Here is a 17,902-nt window from a genome sequence, read left to right as displayed (position 1 = left end):
CATGGTTTGCCCCATTTTTGCCCCATAGCCCCACCGGTGGTGCTGGCTATCCCATGAGTTCAAGGTCACGCCCGGCAAGCCAAACTATGGTCAATATTAATTCGTATAACGAACTGCTTTCGGCTAGAAGCGGTCAATCCCAAAGTAGCTGCCGTTCGTGATTTGCCAGCGGGTGTCAGCTATGCAGCGATAACTGCCGGCCATGTCTGTAAGTCGAAATACCGGTTTTAACCACATACCGGTCGTCTCGTGCAGCAAGGTAGTCGCCTGCTCGCCGACAGGTGTTAGGTATGTGGTTGTCGGCGACAAATCGGCAGCTGGCGATCTACAACGCCATATCCTGAGTAAGGTGTAGCTTGAAGTTGATGAGTTTGCCCTCATACCGCGCTTTTGGACAGATGCGCTCCGTGCGCTGGATCCAAATAGTAACTTTGAATTTTTGGGTGATGAACAATGAAATCCCACATCTCAGCATCAGATGGAAACGGCTCAAAACCATAAATTTCATCTAACTTTTTCACCACCTTTAAAAAATACAATGGTGTAGCATAGGCTCGAACACGTGGACGCTCATTAACACGGCGTTCTTGCTGAGACGCGATCATCCAAAACAATGGCCGCCACCAAGAATAAGAAAAGTCACAACGCAAGATGATTTCACGAGCGTTATCACGGCCAGTCAACATGGTAAAAAAATTAATAAGTTCGTCGAGTTTGTAGCGGTGGTGCTGCTCCTGAATGATGAATTCGTCATAGCTCTTGGAATATGTGACCTTTGACACTCTCTTCCAGCAACTTGATGGGAGAGAGAGTTGTTCTGCGACAAAAAAACGGCTCACTAAAAAATCAAAGTACTCCTTGCTGGCTACACATGGAATCAGTACGCTCATTGAAGAGTTTTTCACGTCCTGAAAATATTGGCTGCAGTACACCTGAAATAGATCTAGCACTGATCGCTCGTCCGCATGGATGGCAACTTTAAGACTGGCCCGAGCCATTTCACCGTTAGCCAAGGCTGTATCACTAATCGCACGCGCCGTGGCTGTGTTGGCTTCTGCTGTCTTCTTTAGATCATCTGCAGTCACACTCAATTCGCGCATTTGAAGATAAATCGTGATGAGTACGCCAGCACATGCTAGCCCCGCGAAAAGGGCATTAACGCTGCTGAAGGTATCTGCTAACGGTTGATTCGTCAGTTTTTTGATAAAGTCTGATGGATTGGAAACCCACCACCAGGCACCAATCCAGATACCAATTATAAGAGAAATTACCGCGATAACGGTAATTTTCCCAAGATTCAATGTTCTAAATTTCCGAGTTCTCATTATTCAACTCCATCAGGTGTTTACGCAAAAATCCTATACGACTCTCAGATACTACTATTTATCTCAAGCCGGCGATATTGCATAAATCCGATCAAACTCAAAAAGGAGCCAGCTTAGTTAGAGAACTTCGTCCGGTTAAAAATCACCTCAAGCACAGATCCTACCAAAAAGCCCACACCAAAATTCCATCTAGATGTTATGAGCCGATCTGACCTTCCGCATCGAGATCTAACGGCTTCAGCTGTTCCTGAGATTTCTACTGCGCTACTAGCGCTGCGCGTATTGCTCCCACCTCTTCCTCGGAGTGAAGTAGGTTGGGGATCCGTCGAGGTGCGCAGACGCCGGTCCACCGTATCCCTCTGACCCGAATTTCAGCTTTTGGACGAGGCTGTGTAAAAACAGTTTTGAGCGCGACCGCTACTCAAAACCGGACTGAAAATCGCGTTTCTACGCGAAATCCACATCTGCTGATGTGCCGATAAATTTCAGATTTAACGTAGGCGCGCACACTTCAATTTTGGCGAAGCGTTTTTACACACTCTGGGCCAAAAGCAGACCGCCGACACGGTTCTGGTTTAGCCCCATAGTCAATGCTTACAGCATGCGACTGCATATCTAAAGTCATTCTGGCTTATTGCTTACACCTATATCCCTATATGCCCCCTCTCATTTTCCGTGAACACCAGATACATCGAGCAGGCCGGGCTATCCCCGGCCTTTTTGTTGACGTACTATGTCAGGATTGATGGTAAATCAGCATTTAGAGTGAAGTATGCCCAAGGCGATCGTTATCGAAGATGAGCAGCTAGAACACGCTGTACGAGTCGCCAAAGTGAGCAGCCCGGAGAATGGCGGTCGTGATGCGGCGCTGCTGCTTACATGTTTTGGCACCGGCATGACCGTGACAGAGATCTGCCGCCTTCGCGTGAGCGACTACCTCACAGAATCTGGCACTGTGCTGATCGACTCCTTGGTGCGCGCAGAAATCGCCTACAACCATCGCTCCAGGCCGTTGTGCTGGACCAGCAAGAAGTTGACTAATGCCATAGACGCGCACCTTGCCGAACGCCTCGCACGTGGTCACGGCGTTTCAACCAGAGTGATGGCCTTTCGTGGACTTGATCCTGACTCGCCATTGTTCGTGTCCGGTCGCACTGGCGAGGGGTTGAAGATCAGCGCTCAGAAGCGTGACGGTAAAACGTACTACAGCGCGAACCAGCTCAGCCGACTCTATACACGCCTGTTCAGCACGGCCGGGATCGAGGGAGCCAGTGCACAGTCTGGACGCCGCACACTTGCGGTCAAGTTGAAACGCCGCGGCATCGACTTACGGCACATCAGCGAGATATTGGGCATCGAGAGTCTGGAAGCAGTCAAGAAGCTATGCGCAGGTGATCCAGCCCGTCTGGGCGACATAGTGCGGAGAATTATTTGATGTTGGTTCAAAGATTGACCCCGGAGGATTTCAAAGCCGAGTCCCTGCGCTGGAGATGGGGCGGCAAGAAATCGATCACCAACTGTATGGCCGAGTTCTCTGATTATGAATAAGTTTCCGGTACCCGCCTTCGTACTCGCCGCGGTCGCTGACGCGGTAGCAGAGGCCGAAACTCACGCAAGCTTAGATAGCTTGTTTATGTACGCAGAAGCACCTGGTGATCCTCCCGAGGGAAGCAAGCCGGTAAAGGCGCTTGACTGGTTGAGACGAATAAACAAGGAGAGTGGCGACCGCGCGCTTTCGATTATTGGGCGAATTGTCGAAAAATATCTGGATGCACCGGAACCCAGTTCCTCCTTTTGGCAACCCGAAGCTGCCGTTGAGGCGCATAAGTTGAGGGTAAAAAAAATCAAGGACGCTCTGGCCAGAGCTGGTTTCTCATATAGCTCTGGCGGAATTCTTAGCCATGGACAAGGTATTGCTACAAAATCTCTGGCAGAGCTCGTTAAGGCTCGGAACCTAGATGTGATTGATTTTGAATTCGACCGCGCTTTGAAAAATGTCGTGGCAAGCCCAAGAGAAGCAGTATCAGCGGCGTGCAACATATTAGAAACGATTTTCAAAATTTATATTGAGGAACATTCACACCTCTCAATGCCAGCCAAGCAGGACCTTCAATCAGTATGGAAGGTCGTCAAAGCAGATCTTGGACTAGACGCATCGATTGTAGAGGAGCGAGATCTTCAGGAAATTATCAGTGGGATCATGGCCACAGTGAATGGGATCGGCGCGCTGCGCACGCATGGAAGCTCAGCACATGGTCCTGTGAAGCGACCTTACAGACTAAAACCTAGACACGCCCGGTTAGCAGTGCATGCAGCACACACAATTGCCGCATTCGTTCTTGAAACCTGGGACGAGCGAGCCGCAAAGGTGGAGGACTGATTGTAATAGGCGGCGATGACTACCACGGCACGAAAGCGTGGGTCGCCATTGATCCTGATGCACCATAGGAAGCTTTTGACCATATCACCCAAAGCACTCGACCATGGCAACCGCCTTCAAATAGAAGCACCGCAAGAGCAGGCCACAATTGGTGAAAATTCAGGGTCGATGGGAAAAGTTTCGAACAGCTTTCACACATTTAGGCGTCAGCCCAGAAAGTCACGTAATAGGAGCAACATAATGAACGGAATAAAATTAGGGCTTTTTGCAGTATTTCTGGGCACCGCTCTTGTGGGATGCGGGAGTGATACCCTTGATTGGGATAACGCCCGCATATCTGGGGGCAAGATATATTCAGGCAAAGATAACAAGCCATTTTCTGGATACGTCACGAATGCTCCCATGAAGACACTTATTAATGGCCCAGAAACTGATCTGCTTGGCCTTCACTTCCGTAATGTAGAGCCAGCAAACCGCCAAGAAACCCTTCCTACTCCGTCTCTAATTTGCGACGTTGGCGCCAGTGAAGGCTTACGAGACGGAAAAATCGCTTGCAGGAGCAACTCCGGACTTGTGCGCTTGGAAGGCGAGTTTAATAAGGGTTTGGCATCGGGTAAATGGACTATCTACGACTCCAAGGGTCGGCTGAGCCTGTCCGCTGCCTTCAACGATGGCAAATTCGACGGGCGACTTGAAATTTATAACCCCAGCGGGCAAGGAAAGCTCCTGAGCCAAGGCTATAAAAAGGGCACATTAGACGGTACGGATGATCGCTGGCAGGGAAATGGTACCCAGGTATTTTCCACCGTATGGAACAACGGTAAAGAGAACGGTCTGCATCGTGAGTGGTGGGATTACGGAAAGCTTAAGATGGAGGTAACTTTCATTGATGGGAAACAAGATGGTCTTGCCACCTTCTTTAATGATGACAATAGCGTCAGCCGTACCGTTGCTCCTTTTCAAGGCGAGTATGCCAGAATAACCCGATATAATTCCACTGGAGAGACAGAACTGTATGACCTAGATAGGTCTGGCATTCAGCACCCTGTTGTACCATCAAGAAAATCTAACAATATTCAAAACATCGCCACTGCTGGAGACTGCTCTGACCAGTGGATGAATGCTTATCGTGAGGAAATGGGGGAAGAAGCGATGGTTAGGCACGACCAAATAGCTGAATGGGAACAGTGGTGCGCTGAAGGGAAAACGCCATGAAGTATCTTGAGGAACACTGAACCCTGCCGAATGCTGGGCTCAGGACGTAAGAAGTGCAGCTTTGACTGCTAATTAACCATTTTCGGTGAGACAGCACTATGCGGGCGATAGAAGAAATCATTGCTGAGTTCTTTCAAAGTTGGGACCAAAAATACGTCAGCGAGCCTGCTTTTGGAGCTTTACGCGAGCTGGCCAAGGATGGGCGCTTCGAGGAAATGACTGCCCTACTAGTTGCATGTGTTAATCAGCACGGGCGCGTTGCAATGGGCTTTGTGTTGACACATTTGCCAGGCGTTCTGCTCAGCAGTTACATCAATGAAAAAGCGGAAGTTTCAGCGCGGTTTATTGAGGAGTATTGGCGCGTCGAAGACGTGGCCAACACGATTAGAAATGCTGCATTGCGGGACGGTCAATTATCTGTTGTCGTTCCGAAAATCATCAGTGATCTTCGCGAAATAGCGGCATCGGCCTCCAACCCAAAATAGATCGGAAAAAGCGATGAAGAAACTGATGAAAGCTGACAATGCCCCTTCGCGCATTGACATCGATTTGAGCGAGCTAAAATGGCAAAAAAAGTTACCAGAGATTGACCTTGGGCTATCAGATTACCCGCCTCTCTTAAGCCATATCCTCGATGGCAATGAATACGGGCCGCTCCTTAACGGCTCCGACATCGCTAGACATAGAAATGATTGGCGTACATTCATCAGGGATATGGCCGCTTGTGTGCCTACAAACTCTGTGCTTCTAGATCGGTTTCATACCCAATGGCATGTCGGACACCACCACATCCGAGCACTTGTTGATGACGATGACCTGTTAATGGACATGCTCTGGAAGTGGTTACCTCGATACGACGGATCTGAGCTGCTCCTATATCGTGGAGAAAATTTAGATAGATTCGACCTCGGAAGAATTGGTACTGCTTGGAGTGATAAAGAGAGTGTAGCCAAGATGTTTGCCAGTGGGTTGAACGCTGAAGGGAGAGGCGGTGTGATCTTGGAAACAACTGGAACTGCGAAATCAATAATCGCCGGCCCATCAGCTCACAGCATCTATTTACAGGAGTATGAGTACACAATCGACAGGCGCAGATTGAGCACTATAAGTGTCAAATGCCATTTTTCCCCAAGACAAAGTTAGCCAGTGAACATCACCCACTTCAAAGCAATCAGCACGCTATGCTAGGTGCGGACAGGACGATAGGAAAAAGGCGCAGATGAAAGTCAAAGAGCTGATCCGACAGTTGAAGAAAATGGACCCGGATGCCGAGGTGGTGTTTCAAGACCACGATCACGGAGCCGATGAAATTAACGGTTCGGTTGACCATGTGAACGAGTCCAGCAGTGACGAGCTGATCGAGCGCATGGGTGGCCCAGTCGTCACCCTGTCCTAATCACGGAAAACGCTGATCGGGGGATGCCATTCGGATTAACTCAGCATCAGGCTAGTGATAGTCATCAATTTCCGACAAAATGCTGGCATGAACAATGACAAAGATATTCATCCCGACGCGGCTGTTGCTCCCAGCTACCTCGCGAAGCGAGCAGAACGCGTATTTCATCGCACGGTAGAAGCTACGTTAAGGTCACATGGGACATCGCTGACTTTAATCGGCCCGTTGCTATGGCTGTCTTGGCGCGGCCCTATGCTGCAGCGGGATCTCGTGAAGGCATCTGCAGTAAAACAGCCAGCCATGGTTGCGACGCTTGATAAGCTAGAAGCGGCCGGCCTGATTGAGAGGGCCGTTGTAGCGACAAACAAGCGAGCTGCGCTTGTAAGCATCACACCAAGCGGTCGGGATACTGCCGCTCTAGGACGGCATGTTTTGCTCGACACGAACGCACAAGGCGTTAATGGATTCACGCCTGAGGAAGCAGCGATGTTAGTGGCGTTACTCCAACGATTTATTGCAAATTTAGAAGGCTAGAATTAAATATCACGCGTGATGTTTTTTTGTATCATGCGTGATATTGTGTGCGGATTACAGGAGAATCTGCATGGCTAAAAAAATCCTCATCAGTGGAGCAAGCGTTGCTGGCAATACCGCAGCATGGTGGCTTTCCCAGTATGGCTTTGACGTTACTGTTATTGAAAAAGCTCCCGCATTTCGTGATGAAGGCCAAAACGTAGATGTCCGAGGAGCAGGTCGAGATGTGCTGCGAATGATGGGGCTTGAGCGGGCGGCATTAGCTCTTCGTACCTCTGAGGTAGGCACTGATTGGGTAGACGAAAACGACAATCCAATCGCGCGATTCACAGTCGATGATATTGGCGATGGTCCAACAGCTGAGTTGGAAATAATGCGTGGCGACATTGCTCGATTGATCTATGAGCCTGCGAGCAATCGATCAACCTATTTTTTCAATGAAACTATCAAGGCTGTTGAACAAGATGAAAGCGGTACCACCGTTCACTTCCAGAATCGCCCAAGTGCCCAATACGATGTTGTGATTGTGGCGGAGGGTGTAGGATCATCTACTCGCGAATTGATTTTCCCAGGAGAGAACAATCCGAAGTGGATGGACATGACTCTCGCCTATTTCGCAATACCCAAAGGTTCAGTCGATGGTGTATTCGCGCGGCAATACAATACTGTAGGTGGAATCGGAGCGACCTTAAAGCCAGGTCGTGAGGGCAATGTGCATGTATATATGGGTATGCAGAAAAAACCAGAGGGCGAAAATGACTGGCCTGTAGAGCTACAAAAAAAGTTCCTGCAAGAGAAGTTCTCCGACGCGGGATGGCACTTCCCGCGAATTCTTGACGGTATGAATAAGACTGACAACTTCTATTTTGATGTTCTTAGACAGGTAAGAATGCGTCGCTGGCACCACAATCGTGTGGTCCTTACCGGTGATTCTGCTTGGTGCGTTACCCCGTTGTCTGGCATAGGCACTACATTAGCTATAGTCGGCGGCTATGTATTGGCAGGTGAGTTAGCAAAAACAGATGATCTTCCCTCTGCACTTGCCTCTTATGAGCGCGTCATGCGGCCGTTTGTAAGAGAAGGGCAAGGCGTTCCTAAGATTCTGCCTCGCATGCTTTGGCCTCACTCTCGTACTGGACTTAAGCTGCTGAGAGGTCTAATCCGCATCGCGGGAAAACCGACGTTGCGTAAAGGTTTTTCCAATTTGTTGCTTCGAAATTCTAAAAAAATTGATCTTCCGTTGTATGTATCCAAAAGCACCGGCTGATATGAAATCTGTTTGGCAACTTCGCATGTTATTTTTTATATTAAAGGTCATGAAGCGTTAGCTAAAAAGCTCTGTTAATCAGCACAGGTATGCGGCCGGTAGTGGTTTGTCCGATTAACCCTGCATGTTGCTGCCGGAGCTAGATTGAGCCAGTTGCTGATATCTCGCTGACCCAAGCTCTTGTGATGTAAACGATCATTGGCTTTGGGTTATTAGCGAGCTGACGCAGGTCAGCGTCACGCCAGCAACAGGGTCAATTCGGCACCAACGGTCACATTGTCAGCGTTTGTGGCGGTGGTGGAGGCGCTCAGTTTTACCGAGGCCGCGAAAGTGATCGGACGCGACGCTACGATTGTTTCGCGTCGGGTCGGGCAGTTGGAAGACCGGCTAGGTATACGTTTGTTGTCCAGGACAACGCATCAGGTAATCCTAAGCCCGGCCCTCTCGCTGGGCCGAAGACGTAGAAGGGTGATGCTTTCGCTCGCCCAGGATTGAGCGATCACTATGGATGAAATTTCGCTGGAGCAAGACGGTGTCCTTCACACAGCAGCGCGACGGCAAAACGTACTACAGCGCGATCCTGCACGGCTTGGTGACATTGTGCGGAGAATTATTTAAAGGGCACCAAAGTGACACCAGACCAGTTCAAGGCGGAGTTTAGGAATTTATGAGTCGCGAGAATATTAAAATGAGCCGTCTTTGCAAATTTTTGCGTTTCGGATTCGCAACAGCTGGTTTCGTGTTGGCCTCATCTGCAATTGCAGAGCAGGCACAGCGCAGTGTCGTACCTATCCGCGAGGTCTTGATCGAGCCATCAGGCACGCCCCGCTACAGTTTAACTGTAACGATCAACGGAAGGCCGATTGAAGTGGGACTCGACACGGGATCGGTCGGACTGCGCATCTTGCCTGCGGCAACGCTGAGCGCGGGCGTCACGCAGGGCGTGCAACCGGCGATCTACAGCTATGGCAGTGGTGTACAGCTTGACGGCACCATCGCTTACACCGATATCCAGATCGGTACGGTAAAAGGCAAGATTGCGGTACAAGCTGTCGAACGGGTGTCCTGTGTAGCTGGCAAGAACTGCCCTGCAGCGACTCTGACAGCTGCTCAATATGGTCTGATGGGATCTGGACAAGCTGGGCAGGGGTTTCAAGCGATCATGGGAACCCGGCTCAATACCGGCAACGTCCCGAATCCACTGACTGCAATCGGCGTACACAGCTGGATCGTCCATCTGCCACAGCGCGGCGGGAGCAATGGGGAACTTATCCTCAATCCAGACCAAAATGATCTGGCAGGTTTCATAACTTTGCAAAGAGACACCAAAACGCCTGGCACTGTTGTCGCTTGTACCATGGTTGATCGACCAGGTGCGCTGCGTTTTTGTGGACCAACTTTGCTCGACACCGGTGCGCCCGGACTTGCAATACGGGGTGCTGAACGCCCTCCGGGTTGGCAGCCTGGAGCACAGGCACGCATCACGCTGATGAGTTCTGCAGGCGACGAGAATCCAAGCGTCGTATTTCTAGCTGGTGACAAACGCAACGGTGCTAAAACGCGCTTTGAACCTAGCAAGGGTAATGGCGTTTCCGTCAACGCAGGAACGTTGCCGTTCTATGCTTACGATGTGTTGTTCGATCAGGAACATGGTGAAATCGCCGTACGCCCGAATCGATTTGCCCAGGCTGTTCGGCCTGAATCTCGATAATTTCACTAAAATTCCCTCGGACAATTACTATGTTAAAACCACTCGGCATATTGATCGCTGCCACTGTCAGTTTATCCGCGACTGCATATGCCGGTAACACCCCACCGGTGGCCTCGGCAAGTCAACTTGAAGGTCGCTGGGAAGTCATCAGTGCTACCGTGGGCAATGGTCGCATACAGTCACTGTCCAACGATGATCCTTCTTTGATGGGCAAACGCTTGAGCATCACTGCCACCCGGTTATTCTGGGATCACGTTCAAAACGCGACCGATGCACCATGTGAAAAGCCGTCGATCAAACCAACGCGGCGCGACAACGATGCTGATGCTCGTGCGACCGTGCGCAAGGCCGGTGGGCCGGCACTGTCGGCTTTTTCTGTTGCATGTGAGAGCGGTAGCTGGGGACCGAATAAAGCACCGTCGCCGACGATTCTTGCCATGCCGGACGGATCCATTGCCATATGGTGGTTCGATAATGGCTTGTTGCGATTGCGTCGGATTTGATCGCCGCCGCTATGTGAGCTTGAGAGTTATCTAACCCTGGCTAACAGCTGAACCTTCAAACAACAGAAAATTTTTGAAAGGCGCTCGTATGAAACTCAACCATATTAATTTGTGCTCCAGCGATGTTACGGCTTTAAGCGCGTTTTTGAACCGATTCTTTGATTATGAAATCCTGCAGGCGGGCAAGGCACCTGCGCCAGCCGGATCGTCGAAGTCCGAATATGAGTACGCGATGCTCGAAGGTAGCGATCAGTCTTTTATTGTCATCACGGAAATATTGTCGCCAATTCAGCCAGCTTACCCTACAAACTTTCACTTCGGCATTATCATGGACACAGCCTTGAAGGTGCATGAAAAGCATCTTGAAATGAGCGAGGCAGGATTTCACCCAGAGGAAATCAGCAATGGTTTTGAAGTATTGGGTGTTCAATGGACAGCGTTCTATTGTCCGATAGGAGACGGGATGAAAATCGAAGTGAACCATCGGACAGGTCCGGCAGCCTTTCGCGGCAGCGTAACAGGGCATTGAAAAACACTCGCTGAATATGTGGATTCTATTCGAGGACGATGATCCGCATGTTCACTTCGCCCTCTGCTGTGACGGCGGGCCATCAGGTGTACCGCCCAGTCTGACCACGCAAGCCCGGTTCGCCGGGCGAATCCACCACATCGAAGGAATGACGACATGGCCACCGCAACCCCGGACAGCAAAATTGTCCACGCACTGGGCTTGATTGACGCCGCAGAACATCCGATGGAAGTGCGGTTTGCTACGGCGTATGCAACTGGTTATATCGAGGCGCTGTACGACGCCCAGCTGGTTGCTGCGCCGGCAGTGCAGTTGTATCGCGATGACGCACAGAAGCGCCGTGCTCGCCGGCTGACTGAGCTGGGTGTGGGAGACCAGGGCTGACCAGCCGTCACCCGTACCCAGGAAAACGCCGATGAAACATCGCTGCACCGCCAAGCTCCGCTAGTCGGGGCTAAGGCCGTAGGAGAGGCGCGGTTTTCGCGTCCGCGAAATGACCACGGGAAAGAGCATGACAGTAGAGACCATTCTGTATGTGTTTATTGGCCTACTTTTGGTGGCCGGTGTGTTCGATATCGGCTACCGCTTCGGTAAGCAACGGGGTTTGAAAGAGGCGCACACAAGCGCCTCGTGTCGCTTGGCTGTATTCGCCGGTGGGCCCAAGTCGGACCTGGAGCGGCTGGTATCAACTGATGGCCCCAGTAAGTAGGAAAACTCGCTGTACCATCAGCCCGCCATTGTCGCGGGCTTCGCCAGTAGGAGGCGGGCACTTCCGGCTCTCGGGATCGACCAGGGGGAAACACATGAAATCCAGTCTCGCTTTCGCAATACCACTATTCGCTCTGATGGTATCCGAGCAGTCGTTTGCTGAGGTAAAGCTCAGTTGTGACGCAATATGCGATACCGGGAATTACAGAGCTGCCTGCCTAATTAAGATCGAGAATGAGAAAGAGTTTAAGGAACTCTTCGAGATCAATAGAGGTGGTGGCCTTAACCTAAACACCCAGGTTTTATTAGTCGGCACAACTCCTTCACCAGAGATGTGTGACAGCGTTCTGTACCAGTCAGGTCAGTTTATCGATAGCAAATCTGTTCCGGTGATTGGCCCCGTCGCGGGTGTAATTGGTGGTACGGCTGGTTCAGTTTCGCCCGGCACCGTTTATCGCATCTGGGTGAAATATGCGCCGACGATGTCCCCTCCGAGAGTTTTAGACCCCAGTATAAAAACGAAGCTGTAATTACCAAAACATCTCGGAAAACTGACAATGCCACTGATTCAGATTGAGCAATATAACCCCGAGCTGATCGCGCAGGTGCGTAACCAGATCGAGCAGATGGTCGAGCGGATTCACAATTTGCCAAGCACGGTCATTGTCGTGGTAGCCGAGGAGTATGTTCGCGGCTAACCAAGACCACCGTGGCGGCGTCGTGCTGATATGGCAAGGCGCAGTGTATGGCTGGAAAACCGCATAGAGACGCCGATTTCGCGTCCACGATATAGCAAGGGCGATTCGATATGGCGTTAATCCAGTGGTGGACCAGCATATCTTCATCAGAACAAGCAGCTTGGATCCAAGCCGTAGGATCGGTAGCAGCAATCTGCGTAGCTGTGGCAATTCCCGCCATTACTAGCTTGAGCCAAAGACGGGCAAAGGCAGCTGACAATGCAGAAAAGGCGAAAAATGTAATCCTCAACTTCTACCCGTCGTTGCTCAGAATTAACCGATCATTAGACCGATTCATAGAAACAAGCGACTCCGCATATTCCGAGGATGATGGTGTCATCAACATCGATCCCGATGACGGCGATTTTCAAAAGCACATTCCAGATCTGTTGGCCGCAGCTTCTTCGCTCGCACAATTTTCCTCAGCCGTCGCTGGGCCTCTGAGGGAATTGTTGTATCGCTTGATAGACATGTAGCACTGGCTCGAATCCATTCCTGCAATCCAGCGTTCTGGGTCGCCAGGTTTCTACAGAAATAATCTGGATGGCATTCGCGAGCGAGCGATTGAGCTGAATGTGCTGACAGGCGAAGCGCTTGAAGCGTGCTCCACCTCGCTCCAGGAAAAACCGAATCATTGAGGAAAACGATATGTCTCAACCTCAGCATCCAAAACTCCCTGGCGATTGCACATATCTTGGTAGCAAGGGGCGATTCGATCTCTATTTCTGCTCCCAAGGGCTTCCAGCACCAATAGTGATCGCGCGCAGTAGCGTCAGGGATCAACAATGGCCGGTAGATCGTGGTTCGCGTTCGACGGTGTCGGAGCAAATCTTTATTTATGCCGTCGATCTGGCGCGTCAGCAAGGGCTACTGGAATTCGAGTAGGAAAGATCGCTGCACACCAGCGGTCCTTGATTGGGCCTTTGGCGGTACCAGGGCGCGGCTTCCGCGTCCGTGAATAAGGAACTCTGTGATGCCTTTGATCCAGATTGAGCAAGACAGCCCCGACACCATCGCGCGAGCCCGTCAATGCGTTGCCAAGATGGTCGACGAGGTGCGTCGCTATCGCCATGACTCCGCTCTTTGGTCGCCGTCGGCATCGAAGGTGACGGGCTATCTGACCGCGCTGGTTGAGCATGACTTGATTAGTTCCTCGATGACAGTGCAACTGACTCAGGAAAAGGATCAAGCCTTAAGCGATGCCCTCAAGGTTCCTAGCCAGTTACCGGAGGGCGGCGGTTTTCAGCAAGCAGTCAGTCCGCCGCCACGCTACTGAATTGCAGGAAAACGGCATGGACAAATACACCGAGCAAAACCTCGATTCGGAAATCAGCGTCAAGCTGACGCTGCGTGACCTCATTATTCTGAGCTGGGGGCATGAGTCTGTTTCGTTTGTGACTGGTAGCGAGGAAGAAACGGAGTTCCGCGACGCCGAGGCCAAGATTGACGCTACATTGGCTACCCTGCGCGCTAAACGCGCCTGACACAGGAAAGCGCGATACCGCCCAAGCCCAGCCCATGCTGGGCCGAGGCCATAGAGGAGCGCCGCTTTGGCGTCTACCCCATACGCGAAGGATTACTTATGGATTTCAAACTCACCTATTGGACGCGTCGGTGGTCAGCTAACACGACGCTCAAGGTACAAAAGATAGAAGCTGGATGGCACATTTCCCACGTCGCGATCTTTGGTGACGCTGATCGAGAAGGTGTGCCTTTCCTTGAATCGAACCTACATCAAGACCACGTGAAATTCCCCAACGACGTCGGTGCGTTCCTAGGCTTCGTATGGGAGCAGTTGGATGGCGGCGAAATCGACGAAGAACGTGCCCAGGAAATGATTCAGGAGATCGGCGACTGGATCACTGCCTGCGAGACCTCGCAGCCTGTTTGGAAGATCTGGAACAGCTAGGAATATCATGGATGACTGAATACCTATGAAGCAAACCAAACTGGAATCCTACAAAGGGCTTTTGGATTGCGCCCAGATCGCAGAAGGAATCAATGCGTCAAACGCCAATGCCCGCCGATTGGCGACTGATGCCCAGACCCTGTTGGACGCGGGAAGCTATGCTACCGCTGCATCCCTTGCTGCTCTTGCCATCGAAGAATCTGGAAAAGCTTCCATCCTCAGAGCTATCGTCTTAACGGTAGATGACAAAGCATTGAAGTTGGAGTGGAGAAGGTACCGATCCCACACAAGCAAGAACTGTCACTGGATTTTCGCTGATCTAGTAGCAAAGGGTGCGAAGCACCTTAGTGATCTACGTCCAATCTACGATGATGCCTCCGATCATCCGAATGTATTGGATCAAGTAAAACAGCTGGGCTTCTACACCGATTGCCTAGGTGCGGGAGCTCATTGGTCAGTCCCCGCCGATGTCATCGACGTAGAACTTGCCACTGCTCTGGTGAACTCCGCCAAACTTTTCAGTCAACGGTCGCCAGTAACCGAGCGCGAAATCCAGCTATGGGTTGAGCACTTGAAACCGGTTTGGAACAAAGACTTCCAGGGAATGAAGCAAGCCTTGGTTAACTGCTACAGTGCCATGCAGGTCGAAGGCTTCCAAGATGAAGGCCACAACAAGATGGAAGAATTCGTTTTAGGTCCAAGGTAAGGCGGAAAAAGGAGCAACACTGTATGGGAATGCCGAGCGAACCGCATCATGACGAATATGTTTTGAGCCTGGCACGGAAGTGTCCATTTCCAGAATGGCTTTTGCTGGAGCTACCAAATGGGAAATGGGGAGCATTCTGGCATGCAGGGCTAGAGGGAACTTGGGCTACGGCTGTTTGGGAAGGTGATTATTCAGCATGCGCCTTGGTCCATGCTGATCGATTCGAGGTGCTTCGCTATATGGAGAAGCATCAGTCCCACTAAGGTAGGAAAAGCCGAATGAGCGTTAAACAGTCACTCCGCGATTATGAAGCCGCCCTCCATGTCGCGCCGCGCAGAATCGTAGCGGAAGGCCAGAAATGGGCGAGCGACGTGCCACAGGATGCAGGTGTCTATGTTCTCTGGAGAGATGCCACCCCTCTCTACGTTGGAGAAACTTCATCTTTAAGGTCGCGAATGAGGGACTTGACTCGGGTCGAAAATCATACTTTCGCTCGGCTCACATGCAGGCAGTTCAGCATTGACGTTGGTGACCAGCCGGGATTGATCAGCATACTTTCGAAAACCTACATGCTTTCCTTCGTTTTGGTACCTTTTGGGCGAAAAGAAGTCGAGGAGTTTCTGATACTTCGGTGGCGTTCAACCCTTTTCAACAAGCCGACGACACGATTGATGAAGGGAACTCAATACGATTGGGTTTCTGAAATTGTACCCAGCCAAAAGGCTCTCTGAACTAAGAAAAAGACGATGCCCATCGAGCCTATTGAGCTTATTCAGCGAGTTGTCGCTCTTTCCCAGCATGAGGCGGCACACTGGATTATTGCGGTTGCGTTGGGTTTTGACGCGCAAGAAATCAAGTTGGAAATCCAATCGTTAGAAGCCCATAGGGGCAAAGCCAACACTACTTTTGATGCGCGGTTCGAGACGATCGAAGAGATGCGTGCTGTTGTACGGCGGCGAGCGCTAATCAAGCTAGCCGGAGCGATGGGTGAAGCCATAGATCGGGGGCAACAGAAAGTTAATGCCCAAGCAGCACAACTCATTCTTGAGGCCGGGGAAACAGGCGCCGGCCAGGATTATGCAATTACACGAGAGCTAACCGTTTTGCTCCACAATTCGTTGCCGTTCAGCCAAAGCTTTTCGTCCAGGGATTTGTTGATTGCGCTTCAGAATGAAGCATTCACTCTGGTCACCCTCAACATGAAACCAATATGCGATCTGGCAGATGCGCTGACCAAAAAGGTAATGACTGGGAAGGGGCTAGGGGAAGTCAGCAAGGCTGAGATTTATCAGCTCCCGCTCTACTGCCAATTGCCATAGAAAAAAAAGCGCCACCACCTTGCGGGCCATCACGAGATTCGTATAGTCGGAACGACCATCCCGACGTGCGGATGGCAACTCAACAGAGACAGCAAATGAAAAAAACCATCGACAACACCATTGCGGCGATCACGGACGGCCTGGAGAAATTCTCGGGTCCAACTGATCGCGCCGGCCACGCTATTGAGCGCGCCTACAAGCTGGATCAGGCAGACGTTCCCCATGACGCTATCGCTTCGATCCTGACCGCTAGCAGCAAGCGGTTGGGCAAGAACAACGAATACTCCGAGAGCGAGATTCCGACCATGGTCAAGCTGTACGACGACTGCCTGAGTGGTACTCCAATCTCGGACAAGACGACGCGTGCAGTTCTTCGCGATCAAGAAGAAGCTCATGGCTTTGACGGTAACCCTATGCCGGCTTGATTTATGCGCTGACGTGATGCGTGAGCTGGGGCACCCTCACGAATGCGTACGCGACCGATAGGGTCAAGAAGATCTAAGCCGAATTACAGGAAAAATAACTGCGCCTAAAAGCCCTCCTTACGGGCTTCGGCGGTTTAGGAGTGCGGTTTTCGCGCTCTCAAAAAAAGGGACGACACATGCCGAATGCACTAGAAAAGGCTCGCCAGTACATCAAATCAATCAAAACAGCGGTGGACGTCGAGAGCACTGAGGGTGCTTATAACACCGCGTGGGGTTATCAGCTTGCTCTCGGGGACTTTGATCTGATCACCCAAACTGAGAAAGACATGCTGGATCATGAAGCTAGTGACGCGAAAAAGGCGCGTTTGGCCGAGCTTAAAGCCGGGCGACGGTAACGAAGCCTTATCCTCGTGCAACCGACTGGAAAATCTTGAAAGACAACCCTTACGGTTGCTGCAACCACCTACGGTGGTCGCGGCAACTGGGTCGTCGCTCGCATCGATTCAGGTAAGGAAATGATCTTACCTGGAAGGGCATTGATCGTCCCTAATCATCACGATTGGTCGTAGGAAGGAAAAAACGACATGACCATCATAGTCAAAATGCAGCGCTGTATTACCCCACCCGTATTGCTCACGGCCATGGCTTTCTTGATGACCACAAACATTGCTGTTGCAGAACCAAATCTCTGGGTGTCTGCCGACCGAGTGTCGCGCCATACCTGTCCGTCCGTTAAATGCGGGGTTACCGGTCAGCTAATGTTTCGCGAGGGAGTAGAGGTTTTGGAGACGAAAGGCGCTTGGGTCCGCGTTACAAAGCCCTACTCAGGCTCTTGCTCAGGCGGTACCAGTGAATATGTGAAGAGTGGGAACTCCACGTGCGTTGCCAGCAACGGCATCGTAAACGGGATGTTCGCAGAGTGGGTACCAACAAAGTCACTTACAAAGGATAGGCCCGCCGATCCAGGTGAGGATGCCAGCGGTGACAACGCGTTGATCAAAAGCTCGGACGATTACCGTCTCTACCGTAATCAGTTCGCCAAAACAGCCCGTGAGCTCATAGATAATGGTACCTGCACTGCACGGGACTTTGAGGAAGTCGGAGGGTGGATGTCATCCCCCGCGCAAGGTCAAGGTATGTATTTCATGTACTGCGGTGGCATGACTAAAGCCAATCGACTGTACCTCGACGTGCGCTCGGGCAAGGTTAGTCGTTAGGCAACCCATGAGCGAATACCT

26 protein-coding genes are annotated in these 17,902 nt (G+C 51.2%); 25 read left to right on the top strand and 1 reads right to left on the bottom strand.

Annotated features, from left to right (window positions below; genetic code table 11):
- Positions 1 to 377 precede the first annotated feature (377 nt).
- Complete coding sequence (locus tag KUA23_RS13985; RefSeq protein ID WP_078828272.1) at positions 378 to 1,325, bottom strand: hypothetical protein; 948 nt, start codon at positions 1,323 to 1,325, stop codon at positions 378 to 380.
- A gap of 772 nt (positions 1,326 to 2,097) precedes the next feature.
- Here KUA23_RS13985 and KUA23_RS13980 point away from each other — a divergent pair.
- The 25 genes from KUA23_RS13980 (at position 2,098) to KUA23_RS13860 (ending at position 17,881) form a co-directional block, all read left to right on the top strand.
- Entirely contained in the window at positions 2,098 to 2,760 is a 663-nt protein-coding gene (locus KUA23_RS13980) for a site-specific integrase (protein WP_252994165.1), read from the top strand.
- A gap of 105 nt (positions 2,761 to 2,865) precedes the next feature.
- Entirely contained in the window at positions 2,866 to 3,705 is an 840-nt protein-coding gene (locus KUA23_RS13975) for an abortive infection family protein (protein ID WP_252994164.1), read from the top strand.
- 240 nt (positions 3,706 to 3,945) lie between these two features.
- Positions 3,946 to 4,920: a toxin-antitoxin system YwqK family antitoxin gene (locus KUA23_RS13970; protein WP_252994163.1), complete on the top strand. Its 975-nt coding sequence runs from the start codon at positions 3,946 to 3,948 to the stop codon at positions 4,918 to 4,920.
- 98 nt (positions 4,921 to 5,018) lie between these two features.
- Complete coding sequence (locus tag KUA23_RS13965; RefSeq protein WP_252994162.1) at positions 5,019 to 5,405, top strand: hypothetical protein; 387 nt, start codon at positions 5,019 to 5,021, stop codon at positions 5,403 to 5,405.
- Positions 5,406 to 5,418: 13 nt separating this feature from the next.
- The gene (locus KUA23_RS13960; RefSeq protein WP_252994161.1) at positions 5,419 to 6,063 is read left to right on the top strand and encodes a hypothetical protein; all 645 of its coding nucleotides are present in this window, start codon (positions 5,419 to 5,421) and stop codon (positions 6,061 to 6,063) included.
- A 76-nt stretch (positions 6,064 to 6,139) separates the two neighbouring features.
- On the top strand, positions 6,140 to 6,316 hold the full coding sequence (locus tag KUA23_RS13955; RefSeq protein WP_252994160.1) for a hypothetical protein: 177 nt from the start codon (positions 6,140 to 6,142) through the stop codon (positions 6,314 to 6,316).
- A gap of 87 nt (positions 6,317 to 6,403) precedes the next feature.
- The gene (locus KUA23_RS13950) at positions 6,404 to 6,850 is read left to right on the top strand and encodes a MarR family winged helix-turn-helix transcriptional regulator (RefSeq protein ID WP_078828265.1); all 447 of its coding nucleotides are present in this window, start codon (positions 6,404 to 6,406) and stop codon (positions 6,848 to 6,850) included.
- Positions 6,851 to 6,920: 70 nt separating this feature from the next.
- Positions 6,921 to 8,117 carry an FAD-dependent monooxygenase gene (locus KUA23_RS13945; protein WP_078828264.1) on the top strand — a complete coding sequence of 399 codons (1,197 nt, stop codon included), beginning with the start codon at positions 6,921 to 6,923 and terminating at the stop codon, positions 8,115 to 8,117.
- Positions 8,118 to 8,405: 288 nt separating this feature from the next.
- A complete protein-coding gene (locus KUA23_RS13940) occupies positions 8,406 to 8,612 on the top strand; it encodes a helix-turn-helix domain-containing protein (protein WP_256997325.1) in 207 nt (68 codons plus the stop codon).
- A 172-nt stretch (positions 8,613 to 8,784) separates the two neighbouring features.
- Entirely contained in the window at positions 8,785 to 9,828 is a 1,044-nt protein-coding gene (locus KUA23_RS13935; protein WP_078828262.1) for a hypothetical protein, read from the top strand.
- Positions 9,829 to 9,857: 29 nt separating this feature from the next.
- A complete protein-coding gene (locus KUA23_RS13930) occupies positions 9,858 to 10,331 on the top strand; it encodes a hypothetical protein (protein ID WP_139372220.1) in 474 nt (157 codons plus the stop codon).
- 88 nt (positions 10,332 to 10,419) lie between these two features.
- On the top strand, positions 10,420 to 10,860 hold the full coding sequence (locus KUA23_RS13925; RefSeq protein ID WP_078828261.1) for a VOC family protein: 441 nt from the start codon (positions 10,420 to 10,422) through the stop codon (positions 10,858 to 10,860).
- A 156-nt stretch (positions 10,861 to 11,016) separates the two neighbouring features.
- A complete protein-coding gene (locus KUA23_RS13920) occupies positions 11,017 to 11,244 on the top strand; it encodes a hypothetical protein (RefSeq protein WP_078828260.1) in 228 nt (75 codons plus the stop codon).
- 419 nt (positions 11,245 to 11,663) lie between these two features.
- Entirely contained in the window at positions 11,664 to 12,098 is a 435-nt protein-coding gene (locus KUA23_RS13915) for a hypothetical protein (protein WP_078828259.1), read from the top strand.
- A gap of 27 nt (positions 12,099 to 12,125) precedes the next feature.
- Complete coding sequence (locus KUA23_RS13910; protein WP_176152410.1) at positions 12,126 to 12,266, top strand: hypothetical protein; 141 nt, start codon at positions 12,126 to 12,128, stop codon at positions 12,264 to 12,266.
- 110 nt (positions 12,267 to 12,376) lie between these two features.
- Complete coding sequence (locus KUA23_RS13905) at positions 12,377 to 12,781, top strand: hypothetical protein (protein WP_078828258.1); 405 nt, start codon at positions 12,377 to 12,379, stop codon at positions 12,779 to 12,781.
- Between the two features lie 497 nt (positions 12,782 to 13,278).
- Positions 13,279 to 13,581 carry a hypothetical protein gene (locus tag KUA23_RS13900; protein WP_078828257.1) on the top strand — a complete coding sequence of 101 codons (303 nt, stop codon included), beginning with the start codon at positions 13,279 to 13,281 and terminating at the stop codon, positions 13,579 to 13,581.
- A gap of 16 nt (positions 13,582 to 13,597) precedes the next feature.
- Entirely contained in the window at positions 13,598 to 13,789 is a 192-nt protein-coding gene (locus KUA23_RS13895; protein ID WP_078828256.1) for a hypothetical protein, read from the top strand.
- A gap of 98 nt (positions 13,790 to 13,887) precedes the next feature.
- The gene (locus KUA23_RS13890; RefSeq protein WP_024669702.1) at positions 13,888 to 14,214 is read left to right on the top strand and encodes a hypothetical protein; all 327 of its coding nucleotides are present in this window, start codon (positions 13,888 to 13,890) and stop codon (positions 14,212 to 14,214) included.
- A gap of 25 nt (positions 14,215 to 14,239) precedes the next feature.
- Positions 14,240 to 14,920: an AbiV family abortive infection protein gene (locus KUA23_RS13885; protein WP_078828255.1), complete on the top strand. Its 681-nt coding sequence runs from the start codon at positions 14,240 to 14,242 to the stop codon at positions 14,918 to 14,920.
- A gap of 278 nt (positions 14,921 to 15,198) precedes the next feature.
- A complete protein-coding gene (locus tag KUA23_RS13880; RefSeq protein WP_078828254.1) occupies positions 15,199 to 15,651 on the top strand; it encodes a GIY-YIG nuclease family protein in 453 nt (150 codons plus the stop codon).
- Positions 15,652 to 15,666: 15 nt separating this feature from the next.
- A complete protein-coding gene (locus tag KUA23_RS13875) occupies positions 15,667 to 16,239 on the top strand; it encodes a hypothetical protein (RefSeq protein ID WP_078828253.1) in 573 nt (190 codons plus the stop codon).
- Between the two features lie 95 nt (positions 16,240 to 16,334).
- Positions 16,335 to 16,664, top strand: a complete 330-nt coding sequence (locus KUA23_RS13870) for a hypothetical protein (RefSeq protein ID WP_078828252.1) — start codon at positions 16,335 to 16,337, stop codon at positions 16,662 to 16,664.
- Between the two features lie 176 nt (positions 16,665 to 16,840).
- A complete protein-coding gene (locus KUA23_RS13865) occupies positions 16,841 to 17,059 on the top strand; it encodes a hypothetical protein (protein ID WP_078828251.1) in 219 nt (72 codons plus the stop codon).
- Between the two features lie 189 nt (positions 17,060 to 17,248).
- Positions 17,249 to 17,881: a hypothetical protein gene (locus KUA23_RS13860; protein WP_078828250.1), complete on the top strand. Its 633-nt coding sequence runs from the start codon at positions 17,249 to 17,251 to the stop codon at positions 17,879 to 17,881.
- Positions 17,882 to 17,902: the final 21 nt, after the last annotated feature.

Origin of the sequence: Pseudomonas pergaminensis, from assembly GCF_024112395.2 — a bacterium.
Classification (GTDB): Bacteria; Pseudomonadota; Gammaproteobacteria; order Pseudomonadales; family Pseudomonadaceae; genus Aquipseudomonas; species Aquipseudomonas pergaminensis.
Note: the sequence above shows the minus strand (reverse complement) of the source record. Positions and strands in the feature narration are given on the sequence as shown.